General features: G+C 72.3%; 13 protein-coding genes and 1 pseudogene. 7 read left to right on the forward strand and 7 right to left on the reverse strand.

The window, feature by feature from the left end; genetic code table 11:
* The 4 genes and pseudogenes from AB0P17_RS32060 to AB0P17_RS32075 all read right to left on the reverse strand — a co-directional run.
* A pseudogene (locus AB0P17_RS32060) lies at positions 1 to 94 on the reverse strand (thiamine pyrophosphate-dependent enzyme); the annotation flags it as partial.
* Positions 95 to 110: 16 nt separating this feature from the next.
* The gene (locus tag AB0P17_RS32065) at positions 111 to 1,892 is read right to left on the reverse strand and encodes an ABC transporter ATP-binding protein (protein ID WP_365816394.1); all 1,782 of its coding nucleotides are present in this window, start codon (positions 1,890 to 1,892) and stop codon (positions 111 to 113) included.
* Positions 1,889 to 3,817, reverse strand: coding sequence for an ABC transporter ATP-binding protein (locus AB0P17_RS32070; protein WP_365816396.1), 1,929 nt, complete (start codon positions 3,815 to 3,817; stop codon positions 1,889 to 1,891). The genes AB0P17_RS32065 and AB0P17_RS32070 overlap by 4 nt, the downstream gene beginning before the upstream one ends.
* 111 nt (positions 3,818 to 3,928) lie before the next feature.
* Positions 3,929 to 4,387: a MarR family transcriptional regulator gene (locus AB0P17_RS32075; RefSeq protein ID WP_365816480.1), complete on the reverse strand. Its 459-nt coding sequence runs from the start codon at positions 4,385 to 4,387 to the stop codon at positions 3,929 to 3,931.
* Between the two features lie 131 nt (positions 4,388 to 4,518).
* On the opposite strand from AB0P17_RS32075, the gene AB0P17_RS32080 reads away from it, so the two are divergent.
* Positions 4,519 to 6,357: an ABC transporter ATP-binding protein gene (locus AB0P17_RS32080; RefSeq protein ID WP_365816482.1), complete on the forward strand. Its 1,839-nt coding sequence runs from the start codon at positions 4,519 to 4,521 to the stop codon at positions 6,355 to 6,357.
* A 109-nt stretch (positions 6,358 to 6,466) separates the two neighbouring features.
* Positions 6,467 to 7,309, forward strand: coding sequence for an endolytic transglycosylase MltG (gene mltG, locus AB0P17_RS32085; RefSeq protein ID WP_365816398.1), 843 nt, complete (start codon positions 6,467 to 6,469; stop codon positions 7,307 to 7,309).
* Between the two features lie 12 nt (positions 7,310 to 7,321).
* Here mltG and AB0P17_RS32090 read toward each other — a convergent pair whose 3' ends face one another.
* Positions 7,322 to 8,473 (reverse strand): NAD(P)-binding domain-containing protein, encoded by a 1,152-nt coding sequence (locus AB0P17_RS32090; RefSeq protein ID WP_365816400.1) that lies wholly within the window; start codon positions 8,471 to 8,473, stop codon positions 7,322 to 7,324.
* Positions 8,474 to 8,614: 141 nt separating this feature from the next.
* On the opposite strand from AB0P17_RS32090, the gene AB0P17_RS32095 reads away from it, so the two are divergent.
* Both AB0P17_RS32095 and AB0P17_RS32100 read left to right on the forward strand, forming a co-directional pair.
* Positions 8,615 to 9,037: a YjbQ family protein gene (locus AB0P17_RS32095; protein WP_365816402.1), complete on the forward strand. Its 423-nt coding sequence runs from the start codon at positions 8,615 to 8,617 to the stop codon at positions 9,035 to 9,037.
* A gap of 167 nt (positions 9,038 to 9,204) precedes the next feature.
* Positions 9,205 to 11,469, forward strand: a complete 2,265-nt coding sequence (locus AB0P17_RS32100) for a PQQ-binding-like beta-propeller repeat protein (protein WP_365816405.1) — start codon at positions 9,205 to 9,207, stop codon at positions 11,467 to 11,469.
* A 68-nt stretch (positions 11,470 to 11,537) separates the two neighbouring features.
* Here AB0P17_RS32100 and AB0P17_RS32105 read toward each other — a convergent pair whose 3' ends face one another.
* On the reverse strand, positions 11,538 to 12,716 hold the full coding sequence (locus AB0P17_RS32105) for a cytochrome P450 (protein ID WP_365816407.1): 1,179 nt from the start codon (positions 12,714 to 12,716) through the stop codon (positions 11,538 to 11,540).
* Between the two features lie 805 nt (positions 12,717 to 13,521).
* Entirely contained in the window at positions 13,522 to 14,976 is a 1,455-nt protein-coding gene (locus AB0P17_RS32110; RefSeq protein ID WP_365816408.1) for an MFS transporter, read from the reverse strand.
* Between the two features lie 939 nt (positions 14,977 to 15,915).
* On the opposite strand from AB0P17_RS32110, the gene AB0P17_RS32115 reads away from it, so the two are divergent.
* The 3 genes from AB0P17_RS32115 to AB0P17_RS32125 all read left to right on the forward strand — a co-directional run bounded on the left by AB0P17_RS32115 (position 15,916) and on the right by AB0P17_RS32125 (position 18,148).
* The gene (locus AB0P17_RS32115) at positions 15,916 to 16,266 is read left to right on the forward strand and encodes a LuxR C-terminal-related transcriptional regulator (protein ID WP_365816410.1); all 351 of its coding nucleotides are present in this window, start codon (positions 15,916 to 15,918) and stop codon (positions 16,264 to 16,266) included.
* Positions 16,267 to 16,510: 244 nt separating this feature from the next.
* Complete coding sequence (locus AB0P17_RS32120; protein ID WP_365816412.1) at positions 16,511 to 17,164, forward strand: helix-turn-helix domain-containing protein; 654 nt, start codon at positions 16,511 to 16,513, stop codon at positions 17,162 to 17,164.
* A 207-nt stretch (positions 17,165 to 17,371) separates the two neighbouring features.
* On the forward strand, positions 17,372 to 18,148 hold the full coding sequence (locus tag AB0P17_RS32125) for a phytanoyl-CoA dioxygenase family protein (protein ID WP_365816414.1): 777 nt from the start codon (positions 17,372 to 17,374) through the stop codon (positions 18,146 to 18,148).
* The last annotated feature ends 127 nt before the right edge of the window (positions 18,149 to 18,275 follow it).

Raw genomic sequence — 18,275 nt, forward strand, 5'->3', positions numbered from 1 at the left:
CGTACCCGACGGCCTTGTGGGCCAGGGAGGGCGCGGCGGACTGCTTGGCGAGCGGTACGGAGATCGCGAAGCCGTTGTTCTGGACGAGGAAGACAGGCTCTGAGCTGCCGTCAGCCGTGCCAGGAGCGCCACAGCGCGGCGTACGCGCCGTTCGCCGCCACCAGCTCGTCATGGCTGCCCTGCTCGCTGATCCGGCCCTCCTCGACCACCACGATCACATCCGCGTCGTGCGCGGTGTGCAGCCGGTGGGCGATCGCGATGACCGTACGGCCGTCCAGCACCCGGGCCAGCGAGCGCTCCAGATGACGGGCCGCGCGCGGGTCGAGCAGCGAGGTCGCCTCGTCCAGCACCAGCGTGTGCGGGTCCGCCAGCACCAGCCTGGCCAGCGCGATCTGCTGCGCCTGGGCGGGTGTCAGCGGGACCCCGCCCGAACCGACCTCGGTGTCGAGACCGCCGTCCAGCGCCCGCGCCCAGCCGTCCGCGTCGACCGCCCCGAGCGCCTCCCACAGCTCCGCGTCCGTCGCGCCCGTGCGGGCCAGCAGCAGATTGTCACGCAGCGACCCCACGAAGACGTGGTGTTCCTGGTTGACCAGGGCCACCTGCTCACGCACCCGCTCCGCCGGCATCCGGGAGAGCTCCGCGCCGCCCAGTGCGATCCGCCCCTGGCGCGGCCCGTAGATGCCCGCGAGCAGCCGCCCCAGCGTCGACTTCCCGGCGCCCGACGGGCCGACCAGCGCCAGCCGGGTACCGGGGCTGATGTCCAGCGTCACCCGGTGCAGCACGTCGACGCCCTCGCGGTAGCCGAAGTGCACCCGGTCGGCGGCGACGTCGCGGCCCTCGGGCACGACCGACGCGTCTCCGGCGGCGGGCTCGATGTCCCGCACTCCGACCAGCCGCGCGATCGACACCTGGGCCACCTGGAGCTCGTCGTACCAGCGCAGGATCAGCCCGACCGGGTCCACCAGCATCTGGGCGAAGAGCGCGCCCGTCGTGAGCTGCCCGACGGTGAGCCAGCCCTGGAGGACGAAGACCCCGCCGAGCACCAGCGAGGCCAGGAAGATCGTCACATGCGTGAGGTTGATGACGGGGAACAGCACCGACCGCAGCGAGAGCGTGTACCTCTCCCACACCGTCCACTCCCGGATCCGCTGCTCCGAGAGCGCCACGCGGCGCCCGCCGAGGCGGTGCGCCTCCACGGTCCGCCCCGCGTCGACGGTCTCGGCGAGCATCGCCGCGACGGCCGCGTAGCCGGCGGCCTCCGAGCGGTACGCCGAGGGCGCCCGCCGGAAGTACCAGCGGCACCCGGCGACCAGCAGCGGCAGCGCCACCAGCACCGCGAGCGCCAGCGGCGGCGCGGTCACCGTCAGGGCGCCGAGCAGCAGGATCACCCAGACGACGCCGATCGCGAGCTGTGGCACCGCCTCGCGCATCGCGTTCGCCAGCCGGTCGATGTCCGTGGTGATCCGGGAGAGCAGATCGCCGGTCCCGGCCCGCTCCAGCACGCCGGGCGGCAGCCCGACGGACCGGACGAGGAAGTCCTCGCGCAGGTCGGCGAGCATCTCCTCGCCGAGCATCGCCCCGCGCAGCCGTACCAGCCGTACGAACACGGTCTGGATCACCAGCGCGACGACGAACACCGCGACGACCCACTCCAGTCGCAGTTCGCGCGCGCCGTTGGACAGGTCCTCGACGATGGTGCCGAGGAGGTACGGGCCGACCATCGAGGCGATCACCGAGACGGCGTTGACCGTGACGAGCACGACGAACGCCGTCCGGTGGCGCCGCAGCAGCTCGCTCACATAGGTCCGTACGGTCGCCGGTGTCCCGACGGGCAGGGTGGTCGCCGACTCCGGGGCCGCCGGGTCGTACGCCGGGGGCGCCAAGCCGATCACGCCGATTCCTCCATCTCGTTCGCTGCCCCTGCCGCCCCTGACGGGACGGGGGCCATGACATGTTCCGTTTCTTCGGCGCCTGCCGCCGGGCCGCCCGCCTCACCGGGGGCCGCCGCCGCGTCGTCCGTCCTGGCGTCGTCCGAGCCGGCGTTGTCCGCGCCGGCTCCGTCCGTGCCCGCGTCGTCCGTCTCGCGGGTCACGACCGCCCGGTAGCCGGTGGCGCCGGCCAGCAGCTCCCGGTGCGTACCCACCGCCACGGCCTCGCCCTCGTGGACGAAGACCACACGGTCCGCGTGGTCCAGCAGCAGCGGCGAGGTGGCGAACACCACCGTCGTGCGCCCGGCGCGCAGCTCCTTCACGCCGCCCGCGATCCGCGCCTCCGTGTGCGAGTCGACGGCGGAGGTCGGCTCGTCGAGCACCAGCACCTCCGGATCCGTGACCAGCGAACGCGCCAGCGCCAGCCGCTGCCGCTGCCCGCCGGAGAGCGAGCGCCCGCGCTCGGTGATCCGCGACCGCATCGGGTCCCCGCTGCCGTCCACCGACGCCTGGACGAGCGCGTCCAGGACATCGCCGCACTGCGCGGCTGTCAGCGCCGCCGACGGGGTGACCGCGCCGGAGGCCGGGATGTCCAGCAGCTCCGCCAGCGTCCCGGACAGCAGCACCGGATCCTTGTCCTGTACGAGCACACTGGCACGCGCCGAGTCCAGCGGGAGATCGTCCAGCGCCACCCCGCCGAGCAGCACGGACGGATTCTTCTCGGTCTGGGCCGCGTGGCCGCCGAGCCGCTCGGCCAGCCGCCCGGCCGCGTCCGGGTCCCCGCACACCACGGCCGTCAGCAGGCCGGACGGCGCGAGCAGGCCGGTGGCGGGGTCGTACAGATCGCCCGTCGGCCGGGCCTCGGCGAGCCCGCCGCGCTCGTCCTCGTACGCGGTACGTTCCAGCGACAGCACCCGGGCCGCGCGTTTCGCGGAGGGCCGGGAGAAGGAGTACGCCATCGCGATCTCCTCGAAGTGCCGCAGGGGGAAGAGCATGAGCGTCACCGCGCTGTAGACGGTCACCAGCGCTCCGACCTCGATCTGTCCGTCCAGGGCGAGCCGGGCCCCGTACCAGACGACCGTGACCAGCAGAATGCCCGGCAGCAGCACCTGGATCGCCGAGATCAGCGCCCACATACGGGCGCTGCGCACGGCCGCCTCGCGCACCTCCTGCGAGGCGGTGCGGTAGCGGCCGAGGAACAGCTCCTCGCCGCCGATGCCGCGCAGCACCCGCAGCCCGGCGACGGTGTCGGACGCCAGCTCGGTGGCCCGGCCGGCCTTCTCGCGCTGGATGTCGGCGCGCTGGGTGGCGCGGGGGAGGAGCGGCAGTACGGAGAGGGCGAGCACCGGGGCGCCGACGGCGACGAGCACGCCCAGCTCCGGCAGGTACAGGACCAGGCCGACGCAGATCAGGGCGATGGCGATGACGGCGGCCAGGAAGCGTGAGAGCGCCTCCACGAACCATCCGATCTTTTCGACGTCGCCGGTGGAGACCGCGACCACCTCACCGGCGGCGACCCGCCGGGTCAGCGCGGAGCCCAGCTCGGCGGTCTTGCGCGCCAGCAGTTGCTGGAGGCGCGCGGCGGCCGTGATCCAGTTGGTGATGGCGGTGCGGTGCAGCATCGTGTCGCCGACGGTGATGGCGAGGCCGAACAGGGCGATCAGACCGCCGGCGAGCGCGAGCCGGCTCCCCGAGCGGTCGATGACGGCCTGGACGGCGACCCCGGCGCCGATGGGCAGCCCGGCGATGCCCAATTGGTGCAGCAGGCCCCAGGAGAGGGATTTGAGCTGTCCGCCCAGCTGGTTGCGCCCGAGCCACAGCAGGAACCGAGGGCCTGACCGGACATCGGGAATCCCCGGATCGGGATACGGAAGGTCGCGAATCTGCATGATGTCCCATGACTCGTGGATGGCCCAAACCGTGCAAGGTTCTCTGTGTTCGAGGCCACGAGGCAAAGGGTTTTCCGCGGAGGAGGCCGGTTCGGGCCAGCCGTGCCACGCTCAGCAGGGACGTTCGGCGGCACCGTCGACCAGTGTCGACAGCAGCCCGCCGAGCACCTCGCGCTGCTCGGCCGTGAGCGGCGCCAGGATGTCCGCGGCGGCGGACCGGCGCGCGCCGCGCAGGGCGCGCAGCGTCGCCCGGCCGGTGTCGGTCAGCTCGATACGGATCACCCGGCGGTTGGTCCGGTCGGGAGCGCGGCGCACCCAGCCGCTCGCCTCCAGGCTGTCGACCAGGGTGGTCACGGCACGGGGCACCACTTCGAGCCGCGTGGCCAGATCGGTCATCCGGGGCGGTGCGTCGTACAGCGTGAGCATGCGCAGCAGCCGTGCCTGGGCCGGGGTGATGCCGATCGGTTCGAGCTGCTGCTTCTGGACGCGGTGGAGCCGGCGGGTCAGCCGCCGTTTGCGGAGCCGCGAAACAGGGGAGTACGTTTGCCCCTGCCAACGGGCAGCGGTCAGGGCTTGGCCGTCATGAGGCTCCTACAGAGCCGAGTGAGAAGCCGCCCCGCGTTCACTCACGGGGTGGAGGAGTCACGAAACCCGAACCATCCAGAGGTTCCACAGGGACGCCCCGGCTTTCCCCGGACGTTCTGGGGGAGCCGGAGCAGCCCGCCCAACTGCGGCGGATCTTCGGCCTCTTCCGGCCCTATCGCGGCCGACTCGCGCTCGTCGGCCTTCTCGTGGCCGCGTCGTCACTGGTCACGGTCGCCTCGCCGTTCATGCTGCGCGAGATCCTCGACACGGCGATCCCCCAGGGCCGTACCGGCCTGCTGAGCCTGCTGGCCCTCGGCATGATCCTGACGGCGGTCGTCAACAGCATCTTCGGCGTACTCCAGACGCTGATCTCCACGACCGTGGGCCAGCGGGTCATGCACGACCTGCGCACCGGCGTCTACAGCCGGCTGCAGAGCATGCCGCTCGCCTTCTTCACCAGGACCAGGACCGGAGAGGTCCAGTCGCGCATCGCCAACGACATCGGCGGCATGCAGGCGACGGTGACCTCCACCGCGACCTCCCTGGTCTCCAACCTCACCGCCGTGATCGCCTCGGTCGTCGCGATGCTCGCCCTGGACTGGCGGCTCACCGCCGTCTCGATGGTGCTGCTCCCCGTCTTCGTCTGGATCAGCCGCAAGGTGGGCCGCGAGCGCAAGAAGATCACCACGGAGCGCCAGCGGCAGATGGCCACCATGGCCGCGACGGTCACCGAATCGCTCTCCGTGAGCGGCATACTCCTCGGCCGTACGATGGGCCGGGCCGACTCGCTCACCCGCTCCTTCGCCGACGAGTCCGAGCGTCTGGTCGACCTGGAGGTCCGCTCCAACATGGCGGGCCGCTGGCGGATGTCGACCATCGGCATCGTCATGGCGGCCATGCCCGCCGTCATCTACTGGGCCGCCGGCATCGCGCTCGGCGCGGGCGGCACGCCCGTCTCCATCGGGACGCTCGTCGCGTTCGTCTCGCTGCAGCAGGGGCTCTTCCGGCCCGCGGTGAGCCTGCTGTCCACCGGGGTCGACATGCAGACCTCCCTCGCCCTCTTCCAGCGCATCTTCGAGTACCTGGATCTCCCCGTCGACATCACCGAGCCCGAGCGGCCGGTCAGGCTGGAGCGGATCCGCGGCGAAGTCCGCTTCGACGGCGTCGACTTCAGCTACGACGACAAGGACCGGCGTACCCTCAGCGGCATCGACCTCACGGTTCCGCCCGGCGGCAGCCTCGCCGTCGTCGGCCCCACGGGCTCCGGCAAGTCGACCCTCAGCTATCTCGTGCCCCGGCTGTACGACGTGACGGGCGGCCGGGTCCTCCTCGACGGCGTCGACGTACGCGACCTGGACTTCGACACCCTCGCCCGGGCCGTCGGCGTCGTCTCCCAGGAGACCTACCTCTTCCACGCCTCGGTCGCCGACAACCTGCGCTTCGCCAAGCCGGACGCCACGGACGAGGAGATGGTGACGGCCGCGAAGGCCGCCCAGATCCACGACCACATCGCCTCGCTGCCCGACGGCTACGACACCCTGGTCGGTGAGCGCGGATACCGCTTCTCCGGTGGCGAGAAGCAGCGCCTCGCCATCGCCCGCACCATCCTGCGCGACCCGCCCGTACTGATCCTGGACGAGGCGACGAGCGCGCTGGACACCCGTACGGAACACGCCGTGCAACAGGCCATCGACGCCCTCTCCGAAGGACGTACGACCATCACCATCGCGCACCGGCTCTCCACGGTCAGGGACGCGGACCAGATCGTCGTCCTCCACGCGGGCGCCATCGCCGAGCGCGGCACGCACGAGGAACTGCTCCGCCAGGACGGCCGCTACGCCGCCCTCGTCCGCAGGGACGAGCGCCCGGCGCACACGAACACCGATGCGAAGGCGGCGGGCGCCGACCCGGCCGACCCCGATCCGGTCGACGGCCTGGCACCCGTCGCTCGGTGACCGCGGCGGCGCCGCCGTTCCCCGGGACGGGAACGGCCGAACGCGTACCATCCGTGTCGCCGCGCCCGAGGTGCCGGGATCGGTGATCACTCCGGGTTAGCGTGCCCGCATGACGAACGAGCCTCCGGTGGCACGACCCGGGCGTCGCACCCGGCTGACCCGCCGCGGCCGGCTGGTGCTGATCACCGGCGCCGCCCTCGCGGTCACCGCCGCGGTGCTGGTGCCTCTGACCCTGCTGTCCGGCGGGGACGACAGCGCCCGGCGGGCGACGACCCTGGCCGTTCCCGAGGGGCGGCGCGCGACCCAGGTGTACGCGTCGGTCGACCGGGCGCTGGACGTACCCGCGGGCACCACCCGGAAGGCCGCGGTGGACGCCCGGCTCGAACTGCCCGAGGCGGCCCGGTCCAACCCGGAGGGCTACCTCTTCCCGGCCACGTACCCCATCGACTCCACGACCTCACCGGCCGGACTGCTCGGCTACATGGTCAGGACCGCCAACCAGCGGTTCGGGGGCGACCGGATCACCGCCGGCGCGCGCGCCCACGGGGTGTCGGCCTACCAGACGGTCACCATCGCCAGCATCGTGCAGGCGGAGGCCGACACGACGGAGGACATGGCCCGCGTCGCCCGGGTCGTGCACAACCGGCTCGCCCTGGGCATGCCGCTCCAGATGGACTCGACGCTCAACTACGCGCTGAACCGCGCCACGCTGGACACCAGCCACGCGGACACCAGGACGGACAGCCCCTACAACACCTACGAGCACAAGGGACTGCCGCCCACACCGATCGGGAACCCGGGGGAGGAGGCGATGCGCGCGGCGGTCGCCCCCGCGAGCGGCGACTGGCTGTACTTCGTCACCGTGCGGCCCGGGGACACCCGCTTCACCAACCGGTACGCCGAACACCGCAAGAACGTCGAGGAGTTCAACAAGCACCGCAGGGACGCCTAGGCCCTGGCCTTCTCAGGCGGTCAGCGCCGCCGCCTTCTCCTCCCCGGCCGTCGTGCCCCCGCCCGTGTCACCGCCGTTGCGGTCGCCGGAGCCGCGTGCCAGCAGCCGCCGGATCTCCCGGACGGCCGCCCGGCCGGCCCGGTTGGCGCCGATCGTGGAGGCCGACGGCCCGTACCCGACCAGATGGACCCGTTCGTCCCGTACGGCGCGCGTCCCCTCGATCCGGATCCCGCCGCCCGGCTCCCGCAGCCCGAGCGGGGCGAGCTGGTCGATGGCGGGCCGGAACCCCGTCGCCCAGAGGATGACATCGGCCTCCACCGTCCGGCCGTCGTCCCAGACCGCACCCTCCGGCGTGATCCGGTCGAACATCGGCAGCCGGTCGAGCACCCCCTCCGCGCGCGCCCGCGCGACGGCCTCGGTCACCGCGAGCCCGGTGACCGACACCACGCTCCGCGGCGGCAGCCCCTGGCGCACCCGCTCCTCGACGAGCGCCACGGCCGCCCGGCCCCACTCCTCGGTGAACGGGCCCTCACGGAAGACCGGCGGACGGCGGGTCACCCAGGTCGTGTCCGCCGCCACCCGCGCGATCTCCATGAGGTGCTGGATGCCGGAGGCCCCGCCGCCGACCACGATCACCCGCAGCCCCGCGAACTCCTCGGGCCCCGGATAGTTCGCGGTGTGCAACTGACGCCCCCGGAAGCTCTCCTGGCCCCGGTAGCGCGGCCAGAACGGGCGGTCCCAGGTCCCGGTGGCGTTGATCAGCGCCCGGGCCGACCAGTTCCCCGCCGAGGACTCCACCAGCAGCCGCCCGCCGGTGCCCTCCCGGGCGCCACGGACATCGACGGGCCGGTGGACCCGCAGGCCGAAGCGCCGCTCGTACGCTGTGAAGTAGGCGCCGATCACCTCGGACGACGGCCGGGCGTCGTCGTCCGGGCCGGTGACCAGCTCCATGCCGGGCAGCGCGTGCATGCCGTGGACCTTGCCGTACGTCAGCGAGGGCCAGCGGAACTGCCAGGCGCCGCCCGGTCGCGGGGCATGGTCCAGGACGACGAAGTCGCGGTCCGGCTCCAGCCCCGAGCGGCGCAGATGATAGGCGCCGGACAGACCCGCCTGCCCGGCGCCGATGACCACCACATCGATGTCGCGTACCCCGAAGTCGTTCACGTTTCTACCAACAGTCGGGACTCCGGCAATCTTCCCGGCCCGGACCGTACGGGAACCTCCCCGGGGCAGCAGGGACGCAGGGACCCGCGCGAGCAGCCCGCGCTCCTTACCGGACCGCCTGACGGTTGGCACGATGGACGCATGTCTCACGCGTTCATGACCAGAGTCCTGAGTGTCACCACCGGCGCCGAGGAGAGGGTGGCCGATCTGACCCACGACTGCGCCGCGTTCCTCCGGGAGACCGCGCAGGGCCGGGACGGCCTCCTGAACATCTTCGTGCCGCACGCCACCGCCGGGGTGGCGGTCATCGAAACGGGCGCGGGCAGCGACGACGACCTCCTTGCCGCCCTGCGCACCCTGCTCCCCGCCGACGACCGCTGGCACCACCGCCACGGCACCCCGGGCCACGGCAGGGACCACGTCCTCCCGGCCCTGGTACCGCCCCACGCCACCTTGCCGGTGATCAAAGGGCGACTGGAGCTGGGCACCTGGCAGTCGGTCTGCCTGGTCGACACGAATGTGGACAACGCCGACCGTCAGGTCCGGCTGAGTTTCCTCGGTTAGCCGGTCGCCGGAACGGCGGCTTCCGAGCTGTGCGGCACGGGAGCCGCCCTGGGCTCCCCGCGGCACCCTCTTTGCGCTGCCGTACCGGCCTGCGACTAGTTTGTAGGCAGGACAGGTACGCAAACCCGTGGTGACAGAGGTGCACGGGGGACGAGAGGTCGGGAAGAGTGTCGCTGCGGGGAGGTGATCCGGTCGAGATCGGCGGTTATCCGCTTGAGGGGCGGCTCGGCTCGGGGGGCATGGGCACGGTCTTTCTGGCCCGTACGAACTCGGGGCGGGCTGTCGCGATCAAGCTGATCCACCAGCAGTTCGCGGGGGACGACGAGTTCCGTATCCGCTTCCGGCAGGAGGTGGCGGCGGCGCGGCGGGTGAGCGGAGCGTTCACCGCCGCCGTGGTCGACGCCGCGCCCGAGGCCGAGCAGCCGTGGATGGCGACCACCTATATCGAGGGGCCGACCCTCGCCCAGCACATCGCGGCCGACGGCCCGCTGAACGGGGCGGAGCTGAGGAGGCTGGCCATCGGGCTGGCGGAGGCGCTGCGCGACATCCACCGGGTGGGGGTCGTCCACCGTGACCTGAAACCCTCGAACGTCGTGCTCTCGCCCGAAGGGCCACGCGTCATCGACTTCGGCATTTCGCGCGCCGTGGACCAGCAGACGCTGACGATGACGGGGCGGGTCATCGGTACGCCGCCCTTCATGTCGCCGGAGCAGTTGCAGGCGCCGCGTGGTGTGGGGCCGCGCTCCGATGTCTTCTCGCTGGGGACGCTGCTGGTGTACGCGGCGACGGGCCGCGGGCCCTTCGACGCGGACAGCCCCTATCTGACGGCGTACCAGGTGGTGCACGAGGAGCCTTCGCTGGGTGCCGTGCCGGTGGCGTTGCGCGCGGTCGTCGAGCCGTGCCTGGACAAGGAGGTCGAGCGGCGCCCCTCGGCGGACGAACTCCTCGTGCTGCTGCGGGATCTGCCGTCCGACCTCGGCGGGGCCGACACGAACGGGGCCGGCGCGGGCTGCACCCGCGACATGGACACCCAGCATCACCTCGCGGCGTCGGCCACGCCGGCGCCGACTGCCACGGGCACCGCCCCGACTGCCGCGAGCACCGCCCCGGCCGTTCCCGATACGCGGAGTACGGGTGCTCCCCTCGGGCGCCGTCTGCGTCGTCGGTGGCGGCCCGTGCTCGCGACCTCGGTCGCGGTGGCCGCGATCGGCGGGGGCCTCGCGGTGCTGACGTCGGGCGGCCTCGGGCCGGACAGCGCCGGCCCCAAGGGCACCAGCGCCGCGGCGCCGAGTGCCCCCATCCTGGACGGCTTCGAGCCGTGGCACGAGACGGTGCCGGGCGGTCGTGCGGACATTCCCGACGAACTGCGCTGCGTCGCGCGCGGCGACGCCCTGTTCTGCGGGGGCGGCGGTGTGATCGCGACCCGTGTCAGGGCCTCGGACGGCTCGCGGGTGTGGACGGCGAAGAGTCCGGGCGTCCCCGTCCAGGGCATGCACCTGGTGGGCGCCACCGACGACACCGTGCTCGGTTACCGCTTCGCCGCCGAGGACGCCCCGCAGGACCCTCCCAACGAGGTGGTGGCCATCGACGCGAACAGTGGCCGGGAGCTGTGGTCCGTCCCGTCCGGCGTCCCGTCGGCGGCCGTCACGGGCCGGACGCAGGACGCCGTGGTGGCCGGCTCCACCGTGGTGACGGTCGACCCCTCCAACTCCCGCTTCGAGGCCCGGGGCGCCCACAGCGGCAGGGTCGCCTGGAAGACGCCGTTCCCCGCGGGCGCACAGTGCGCTCCCGTCCTGGCGGGTCCGCGGCTCTTCGCGATGTGCGCGACGGACGCGGAGGTGGCTGCCTCGGAGGTGCGCCGACCCACTCTGTACACCGTCGACCGCGCCTCGGGGACCCTGGGCAGGCCGATCGCGGTCGACGGCCCCGCCGTGCCGATGGGCGTCGCCGATGGCAGGCTCGTGCTCTTCCAGGTGCGCATGGAGGGAACGGCGCCGGCCGGTTACGACGGGGTGGCGCGGGTCGACCCGGCCTCGCGGAAGGTCACGTACTCCCGGCTGGCCAGGACATACCCGGGGACACCCGGCATGGCGGACGGCACCCTCTACGTGAGCAGGCGGATCGGTCTCGTCACGGCGCTCGACCCCGCGACGGGGCGGGAGAAGTGGTCCCGGCAGACGGGCGTGGAGGGCGCGTCGGGTCCCGCGGCGGGAGCCGGCGCACTGTATTTCAGCTCGGCCACCGGCCGGGTGGTCGCGCTGTCGCCGCGCGACGGCAAACCCCTGTGGACCACAGATCCGCAGGCCGACGGTCTGACGGGCGAGGAGGGCGCGAGCCCGCGCGTGGCCGTCGCGGGGCGTGCGGTGGTCGTGGCCGCGGCCGAGAACACCCTCTTCGCCTTCGACGCGCGGAATCCGCCGACGTCGGGCTGACGGCGCGACGCCGTCCCGGTGCTCCGCGGCCCGGTCGCCACACCGCTCGGCACCCTCCCTCCGCTGGCTCAGGTGAGCAGGGGGAGCGAGACCAGCCCGCGCATCAGGCGGGTGTGCCGCCACCGCAGTCGGTCCGGCGGGACGGCGAGCCGGAGCCGGGGGAAGCGGGTCAGGACCGCCCGTAGCGCGATCTCGGCCTCGGCCCTGGCCAGGGGTGCGCCGAGGCAGCGGTGGATGCCGTGGCCGAAGGCGACGTGGCCGCTCGCGTCCCGGTCCAGGTCGAGTCGGTCCGGTGCGGGGAAGCGCTCCGGGTCGCGGTTGGCGGCGCCGGGCGAGACCTGCACGGGTGTGCCGGCCGGGACCGGAGTGTCGCCGAGGAGCAGGTCCTCGGTGGCGTAGCGGAAGGTGGCGGTGCCGACGGGGGAGTCGAAGCGGAGCAGCTCGTCCAGGGCCGCCGGGACGGAGTCGGGGTTCGCGCGCAGGCGTGCCAGCTCGGCGGGGTGCCGGAGCAGGGCCAGGACCGCGTTGCCGAGGAAGTGGGTGGTGGTCTCGTGTCCCGCGACGAGGAGCAGCACCGCGAGGGAGACGAGTTCGTCCTCGCTCAGTCCTTCCCCGCCGTCGCGGGCCGAGATCAGGCGGTCGAGGAGCGCCTCGCCGGGCTGCCGCCGCCTGGCGGCGATCAGCTCCGTCAGGTAGTTCGCCAGGGCGTGCGAGGCGGCGTCGATCAGGTCGGGTTCTCCGGCCGCGAACAACTCGGCGGACCAGCGCCGGACGTCCGGCCGGCCGGTCTCCGGTACTCCGAGCAGCTCGCAGATCACGGTGACGGGCAGCGGTTCGGCGAGGCCGGCGACGAGGTCGACCTCACCGCCGGCCGGCCAGCGGTCCAGCAGCGCGTCGGTCACCTGGGCGATGTACGGGCGCAGCCCGGCCACCGCGCCGCTGGTGAAGGCCTTGGTCACCAGTCGGCGCAGGCGCGTGTGCCGGGGCGGATCGACGGCGAGCATGGTCTGCGCCACCGCGGGATGCAGACGGCGTGGTGACGGCTTGTCGGCGAAGAACGCGGCGGTGTCCTTCGAGAGCCGCGGGTCACCGAGAGCCTGCCGGGCTTCGGCGTATCCGGTGACGAGGTAACTGCCGTATCCGTCGAAGCCGGTGGGGACGTGCTGCACCGGACACGTGGACCGCAGTTCCGCGTAGGCGGGGTAGGGGTCGCGCAGGAAACGGGGGTCCTGAAGTGGGCTGTTCATGGTGTCAGGCTCCAACGGGTTCCGGCGGGGGAGTGGTCGCGACACGCGCGCTCCCGCCGCGCGCGTGACAGCGGGCGAGCGGGAGAAAGCGCGGATTTTTCTGCGCGGAGCCTTTCTCCGGCGCGTGCTCGGAGAGCGAAGAACGACGGGATTTCCGCGACGCGCCGTTGCCCTGTCGCGCGACCGCCGGTACTGAAGGAATACGGGAGATGCCGACCGTCCCTCTGCGGCGCGCGCCCTGTGCGCAGCTCTTTTCGATCGAGCGCCTGTGGGGGAATGAGAAGTGCCTCCTCGATCTGGGCCGTGCCGGTGGGTGAGCCCGTCGTCCTCCGTCTTCCCACTGCCGAATCGGCCTTTGCCGGGACGGCCATGGCCACGGTCGACGCATCATCGGAACGCGGCCCATCGGGCAACCCAAATCGCCGTTCCGCGGCCCGGACGCGGAACGCCCCCATTCCGCCTGCTCTCCGACCGGCGCCGTACGCCAACCGGGAGCGGCGCGGGCGGATTCCCGGAAGGTCCGTCACATCGCGTGGGGAATTCGGCGGAGCGCGAGGCGATATGCGACAGGCGAAATCCGCGGGGGGTGAAAGCGGGGAGCGGCCTCGGCCTTTCCCGTGCGACCGTGATGCCGCCGGCCGGGCGGGACGAGCGCCTTTCCCTTCCCGGGATCCCACCGCCTTTCGGCGGACTTCCGCCCACCGGCCACCCGGAGGAGCCCTCGTCGTTCCACCGCTCCCGCTGCCTTCGGGCGCGGGCCGGACCGGCCCGCGGGAGGGGCGGGGTCCGGCCATCTGCTCCGCTGCTACGCAGGCTCCCGTGAGGCCTCCTTCCTGTCGGTCTCCGGCCGTGCGGCGTTGTCCCCGGCGAGCAGTACGGCGATGAGGACCGCGCCGAGGGCGAGCAGCCCGGCGGCGATGGTGAGCGTGTGCGAGAACCCTTCCGTCGCCGCGCGCAGCGGGCCGACCGACCCGGTCAGCTCCTCGCTGCGCCGCGTGGCGACGGTGACCAGGACGGCCAGTCCCACGGCGCCACCGATCTGCTGGACCGAGTTGAGGACCGCCGAGCCGAGGCCGGCGTTCTCCTCGTCGGTGCCGTGGACCCCGGCGATCGCCAGGGCGGGGAAACCGAGACCGGAACCGAAGCTCACCACGAGCATGCCGGGCAGCACGCCGGTCACGTAACCGTCGTTCGCCGACACCCCGGACAGGAGCAGGAGTCCGCCCGCGCCGATCAGGAACGCGAGCACGAGGGTCCACCGCAGTCCGAACCTGACCACGACCCGGGAAGAGCACCAGACACCGGTGAGGATGCCCGCGCCGTAGGGCAGATAGCCGACCCCGGCCTCCAGGGGGCCGTACCCCAGCACGGTCTGCAGATGCAGCATCAGCAGGAAGGAGAGGGAGAAGAAAGCCGCGGTGAAGAGCAGGCCGGCGCCGTTGGAGACGGCACGTATTCTGACGGAGAGGAAGGACAGCGGAATGAGCGGCTCCGCCGTGCGCGCCTCGACGGCGACGAAGACGATGCCCAGGGCCACCGCGAGCAGCACCGGCCCCAGTACCGTGAGTTCGGTCCAGCCCGACCTGTCGGTCTGCAGCAGGCCGTAGACCAGGGAGACGATGGCGCCGGTGCCCAGGACCGCGCCGGGGATGTCCAGCCGGGCGGGGCGGTCGGTACGGCTCTCCCCGACCAGGCGCGGCAGCAGGACCAGGGTCACGGCGACCACCGGCAGGTTGATCAGGAAGATCCAGCGCCAGGACGCCAGCCCGGTCAGCGCTCCGGAGATCACCACCCCCGTCGTTCCGCCCAGCCCGGCGATGGCACCCCAGATGCTGAGCGCCTTGGCGCGTTCCTCCCGGCCGGGGAAGAGGAGAGTGATCAGTGCCAGGGCCGCCGGACTGGCCATGGCCGCCCCCGCGCCCTGGGCGAACCGGCCGGTCACGAGGAGCCAGGGTTCCTGGGCGATTCCGCAGAGGAGGCTCGCCACGCCGAACAGCGTCACGCCCCAGAGGAAGATCCGGCGGCGCCCGACCAGATCGGCGAGGCGGCCGCACAGCAGCAGCAGCCCGCCGAAGGCGAGGAAGTACGCGTTGGCGACCCAGGTCAGGTTGCCGGTGCTGAAGCCGAGGTCGCTCTGGATGCTGTGGAGCGCCACGTTGACGACCGTGTCGTCCAGCACCAGCATGAATTGCACGAAACACAGGACGACGAGGGCGGCCCGCCGGCGGTCGGGGGCCCCGCGGCCCGAGGGCGCTGTCATCACGAGCGGTCCGCGCAACACCGCGTTGCGGCAGGCGATTTGGGGCGGTAGGGGCGGCAGCGGCGCCGGTGGCGTGGGTGAATGATCAGCACCCTACGACGCTATGCAGGGCCGTCATCGACCGCAATACGTTACCCGGCCAAATACGGGGGGTGGGTATTGCCCGCGGTGTGGGCGGCGGCCGCGGCGCCGGGTGCTCGGGGCGCCCGCTGCCGGAGGAGCGGCGGGCCGGGTCCTCCGGTGGTCGTACGTCCGGGGGCGGGGGCAGGGGCGGAGGGATGCCGACGGCGGGGGATCCGCTCGCGGCGGCATCGGTTTTCGGCCACGGTGCCGCCCTCGGAGCCTCGGGTCCGGCGCGCGGTCACCCCGGCCGCGAGGAGCCCGGGCTCTCCTCGCCGCGGAGCCGGGGCGACGCCCGGGGCGGGTGATCAACGAATATCCGGAGGTGCCGCGGGAGAATGTTCATTACCCAGTTCCGGGGTGTTCGAAGCGGCGATCCGAACATTAGTGGATGTTCTTCGCGGTGAACGGATCTGATCCGCACGCGACTTCGCGCAGCCGGCGACCGTCCGGTGGCAGCGAGATCTTGACCTCGAAGGTAGGGCAGCCTAACGTTCCTACACATGCCCGAAAACGTCGCACGCATTGGATTCTGGTTGGCCGGACATCGCGCAGCGTGGAACTCTATTCCGATGACGGTCATCCGCCGTACGCCAACGACGTCAACGACGCCAATGATTCGGACCGCTGTACGGGGCATCCCGTCCAGGAAGGGGTCAACTGCGTAGAGAAATCATGACGGTTCCTCTCCGGCCCGGACAAGTCATTTTTCCGCCACGCAGGCGGTCGCGCGTCAGCCGCTCCGAGACCTGGGCGACAAGAAACGGATCAGCGCCATTCACTGATCAATCCCTGCGGTGTTTCTAGCTAAGGATCACGATGACGATGATGCAGCTCAGTACACGGCAAATGGAGATACTGTTACTCATCGCGGAGGGTTACCGCGACAAACAGATAGCCGAGCGCCTGGGCATGTCGGTCCGGACCGTCGACTCGCACCTGCAGCGCCTCTACGACCGGTACGGGGTCCGGAGCCGGGCCGCGATCGTGGCGAAATGGCTTCTGGAGGGCGGTACTCGGGGCTCCAACGAGCTGGGGGCATCGCTCCTCCTGGAGGCCTGCGCGTGCGACCAGCGCAGGCGTCGCCAGTGCGGAGAGCGGGGTCGGGAGCGCGAGGGCGAATCGGTCACCGGCGGCGGACTGGCCGAGGGGCAGCGGCCCCTGCGGTGAGCGGACGGCCCGATGGGGCGGGAGCGGGGGGGATGCGCGCCGCTGACGGATCGGCGAGCGGGGCACCGGCGTCGACGGCCCGGCTGACGAGCGGGGCGCCGGTATCGCCGGCCCGGCCCGCTGTCCCGGCGGTGCGAGGATCGCGCGGCCGTTTCCTACCATGGGTGGAATCGACGGAAGGGACTTCCCCCTCATGAGTACGCGGGACACCGGGGCAACCACCAGGGACTCACGTCCGCGACGCATGGGACGCCCGCCCATGGCCGACCGGGAGGCCATCATCGGCGCCGCGCTGTCCCTCGGGTTCGCGCGTCTGACGATGCCGGCCGTCGCCGAGCGCCTCGGTATCTCGCACTCGACGCTCTACCGCTACTTCGCCAGCCGCGACGCGCTCGCCGCGGCAGCCGCCGACCACGCCGTCCACGCGATCGAATGGCCCGAACCCGAAGAGAATTGGCGCGACTTCCTCACGGCGACCGCGTGGGCGCACTGGCGGCTGTACGCCGCGCGGCCCGGACTGGCACAGGAGATCACGGCGCTCCGGCTCACCGGCCCCGCGCTGGTGGGGCGTGACAACCGGACCGGGGTCGCGCTGCTCGACTACGGCTTCTCGCCCGAGGATTCCGTCCTCGTCATGGACATGCTTGCGGAGCTGGTCACCCAGGCGTTCCTCGCCGTACTGCCGCAGGGCAGCGACGGGTCGGAGTCCGACGACGGTGCCGCGGCGGCCATCGAAGCCGTGCGCCGACGCCGCCGCGAGCTGATCGGCCCGTGGATGCACACCTTCGACTCACGCCTGCGCGGCGTGCTGGGCGAGGCCGTCGCGGGGTCGCCCGCCGCCTGGTTCGAGCACAAGCTCGATCTCTTCCTCGACGGGGTGGCCGCCCGCCGCGGCTGAGCCTCTTCCGCGTCTCTTCCGCAGGGCCGTCGGACGCCCTGCGGGCAGGGCTCGGCAACTTTCCGACACCGTGTTATAAAGTAAGTGTCACACGGTGGTTGACCCGTCTCCGCAGGGGCGGCGCCATCACCGACCACTTGCCTGCACTGGGCCCGGCTGGGCCGCTGACGACCTCGTTCGTCCCAGCGGCCGGAGGGGATCGACACCGTGAGCGCACACTGCCCCGCTTCCCGCGACATACCGAGGCGGACCGTGGAGTCCTTCCGGGAGAACGGGTTCGCCCACGTCCCCCGGATGCTCTCCGCGGACGAGGTGGACAGCTTCCGTACGGCCTCGCTCGCCGCCCTGTCCGCGCACAGCAAGTCCGACGACGCGGGCGCCACCCGGATCATCTCCACGGAGCATGTCTGGCGCGCCGACGGGCCGCTGCGGGAGCTGGCCCTGCACCCGCGCATCGGCGCCTTCGCCGAACGGCTGGCGGGCATGCCGCTGCGGGTGTGGCGTGGCGACGTACTCCTCAAGGAGCCGCGTCGCAGCGCCCGCACCAACCTCCACGACGACGAGACCTTCCTGCCCTTCGAGGGCCGGGCCAGTCTGACGGCCTGGGTGGCGCTGGTCGACGTCACCGTCGAGCGGGGCTGTATGACCTTCCTGGCCGGCTCCCACGAACGACCGGGTCCGGACCGGGTGGGACTGCCGGCACTGAGCGCCGACCCCGACGGTTACATGCTCAAATACTGGCCGGGGCTGAACTGGAACACCCGGGTCACCGTCCCGCTGCGGGCCGGTGACTGCACGTTCCACCACGGCCGTACGGGCCATATGGCCGCGGCCAACTCCACCGACGAACAACGTGTTTCCTACGTCGTGGCTCTCATCGACGCCGAGGCGACCTACCGTCCCGTGTCCGGAGTCGACGTCCCGGGAGAACTGACACCGGGTCAGAAACTCCCGGACGACCTGTACCCCCGGGTCGGGGCTTAGGCCCCGACCCTCGCGCCCCCCCGCACACACGCTCGCGGCGTCGGCCGGAAGCCCTCGTGGCGGAACTGCCAGGGCCTCCGGCCGCCTTGCGGTCACACGCGCCGCCCGCCAACTCAAGTGAGGTCCG

Origin of the sequence: Streptomyces sp. NPDC088124, from assembly GCF_040685895.1 — a bacterium.
GTDB lineage: Bacteria > Actinomycetota > Actinomycetes > Streptomycetales > Streptomycetaceae > Streptomyces.

Excerpts from the sequence above, each read along its gene's own strand:
- AB0P17_RS32115 (WP_365816410.1), top strand. The coding sequence starts at position 15,916 with ATGACGATGATGCAGCTCAGTACACGGCAAATGGAGATACTGTTACTC.
- AB0P17_RS32095 (WP_365816402.1), top strand. The coding sequence starts at position 8,615 with ATGTCTCACGCGTTCATGACCAGAGTCCTGAGTGTCACCACCGGCGCC.
- AB0P17_RS32070 (WP_365816396.1), bottom strand. The coding sequence starts at position 3,817 with ATGCAGATTCGCGACCTTCCGTATCCCGATCCGGGGATTCCCGATGTC.
- AB0P17_RS32105 (WP_365816407.1), bottom strand. The coding sequence starts at position 12,716 with ATGAACAGCCCACTTCAGGACCCCCGTTTCCTGCGCGACCCCTACCCC.
- mltG (WP_365816398.1), top strand. The coding sequence starts at position 6,467 with ATGACGAACGAGCCTCCGGTGGCACGACCCGGGCGTCGCACCCGGCTG.
- AB0P17_RS32110 (WP_365816408.1), bottom strand. The coding sequence starts at position 14,976 with ATGACAGCGCCCTCGGGCCGCGGGGCCCCCGACCGCCGGCGGGCCGCC.
- AB0P17_RS32120 (WP_365816412.1), top strand. The coding sequence starts at position 16,511 with ATGGGACGCCCGCCCATGGCCGACCGGGAGGCCATCATCGGCGCCGCG.